This is a genomic window from Dietzia sp. DQ11-44, assembly GCF_014145205.1.
Taxonomy (GTDB): domain Bacteria; phylum Actinomycetota; class Actinomycetes; order Mycobacteriales; family Mycobacteriaceae; genus Dietzia; species Dietzia natronolimnaea.
The window spans coordinates 1-1,790 of sequence record NZ_JAALEC010000622.1 but is presented as its reverse complement, the minus strand read 5'-3'; the positions used below and the strand labels follow the sequence as shown (position 1 = coordinate 1,790).

At 72.2% G+C, this 1,790-nt stretch carries 2 protein-coding genes and 1 pseudogene; all 3 read right to left on the bottom strand.

Going from position 1 to position 1,790, the window contains the following annotated elements; genetic code table 11:
- Positions 1 to 232 (bottom strand): annotated as a pseudogene (locus G6018_RS14435) (acyl-CoA dehydrogenase); the annotation flags it as partial.
- Entirely contained in the window at positions 229 to 600 is a 372-nt protein-coding gene (locus G6018_RS17445) for a hypothetical protein (protein ID WP_241731239.1), read from the bottom strand. The gene G6018_RS17445 and the pseudogene G6018_RS14435, both read right to left, overlap by 4 nt.
- Positions 601 to 1,084: 484 nt before the next feature.
- Complete coding sequence (locus tag G6018_RS14425; protein WP_182617849.1) at positions 1,085 to 1,783, bottom strand: vitamin K epoxide reductase family protein; 699 nt, start codon at positions 1,781 to 1,783, stop codon at positions 1,085 to 1,087.
- Between the last annotated feature and the right edge of the window lie 7 nt (positions 1,784 to 1,790).

Sequence of the window (1,790 nt, the reverse complement as noted above, 5' to 3'; positions counted from 1 at the left end):
CCCAGAACTCGCCGGGCGAGACTCGGGTGCCCTCGATCTCGGCGAGGATGGCGTCGGCGTCGGCGTGGGCCTCGACCAGGCGGCCGGCCGACACATCGTGGGCGCACATCGCGGTGAGCTCGGACCAGCGGGCGCGGGTGTCCCCGTGTCCGGGGAGGGGCAGGTCGGCGCGCCCCTCTTGGACCCACTCGCGGGCGAGGTCGGCTCTGCGGGGGCGATCGGGTGATGTCATGGGGTGACCCCGCTCCTGGTGTGGTCCAGCTCGGCGTGGTCCGACTCGGCGTGATCCAGCCCTGCGTGGTCCAGCTCGGTCAGGGCCAGGTGGCCGGAGAACCCACCGGGGGTCCGGGAGTGCCGCCGGGCGGAGGTGGTCACCGGCGTCGCGGTGGACCAGGCGATCGCCAGACCCGCCTCCTCGGCGCGGTGCACCAGGCGCACGTCCTCGTGGACCGGCAGGGGCTCGAACCCGCCCAGGTCGCGGTACGCACGGGCCGAGATGCCGATGTTGGCGCCGTGGATGTGCCGGTGGTCGGAACCGGCCCGGTAGCCCTCGAGGTAGCGCACCCGGGTGTCCGGGTTCCACTCGGACCAGTCGGTCACCTCGACCAGACCGGCTACCACGTCGGCGCCGTCGAGTGCCCGGGCCAGCTGGTCGGCCAGCCAGGTGGGGGGGCACGCGCGAGTCGGCGTCGGTGGTGGCGTACCAGCGCTGCCCGGACCGTTGCGGCGAGGCGGGTCGCGGGAGGGAGTCGAACCCGACGGCCCGCGCGGCGCCGACGTTGCGCGCGTCGCACCGCACGATCCGGACCCGGCCGCGAGCGATCGTCTCGGAGGCGTCGGTGCAGGAATCGAGGACCACGGTCACCGTCACCGGCACGGGGGTGACCGCGGCGCACGCCTCGAGAGAGTCCAGGCACCCGGGGAGCAGCTCCTGCTCGTCGTGGACCGGGATCACCACGTCGATTCCCACGAAGCGCATCGGGTTCCCTTCAGGTCGCACGGGCGGTGCCGGTGGCGGGGATGGCGTGGGCCGGCCGACGGGCTCTGCTGGCCGGAGTGCTCTGCCGGCCGGAGGGCGCTGCCGTCAGAGGTTGCCGAAGAAGTCCGCCCAGTAGAAGTCCCAGAACGCCCAGAGGATGATCGCGGCCATGGCCAGGAACCACACGACCACGGGGACCAGGTGCCACCGCTGGAGCGCCCGCACCCAGCCGGCGCCGGTGAGCTTGGCCAGGACGTGCAGCAGCGTGTACCAGAACATGGGGATGGTCACGGCCCACACGACCATGCACCAGGGGCAGAGCACCTGGATGGAGAAGATGGACTGGTACGCCAGCCAGTGCACCATCCCCGCGGCGAACGTCAGGCCCAGCAGCGCGCCCACCCAGTACCAGCGCGGGAAGCGCACGCCCGAGGCGGCGGCCACGCCGATCGCGATGAGCACGGCGTAGCCCACCAGCCCGATGAAGGGATTGGGGAAGCCGAAGACCGAGCCCTGCTCGGAGTTGATGACGCTCTTGCAGCTCATCAGGATGGAGAAGTTGCAGGCCGGCATGTAGTCCGGGTTCTCCAGGAGCCGGATCTTGTCCAGGCTGAGCTGGAACGACGCCACCAGGGCGATGACCGACCCGATGGTCAGCAACACGCCCATCCACCGGTCGGTGAACACCCGCGAGACGACGCCGGAGTGGGCGTCGGCGCCGGTGCCCGCGGCGGGGGCGATCGTCACGGGCTCGGCGGGGGCGCCCGTGGGGTCGACGTCCGGGGCGTCTGAGGTCTCGCGCATGCGGCCA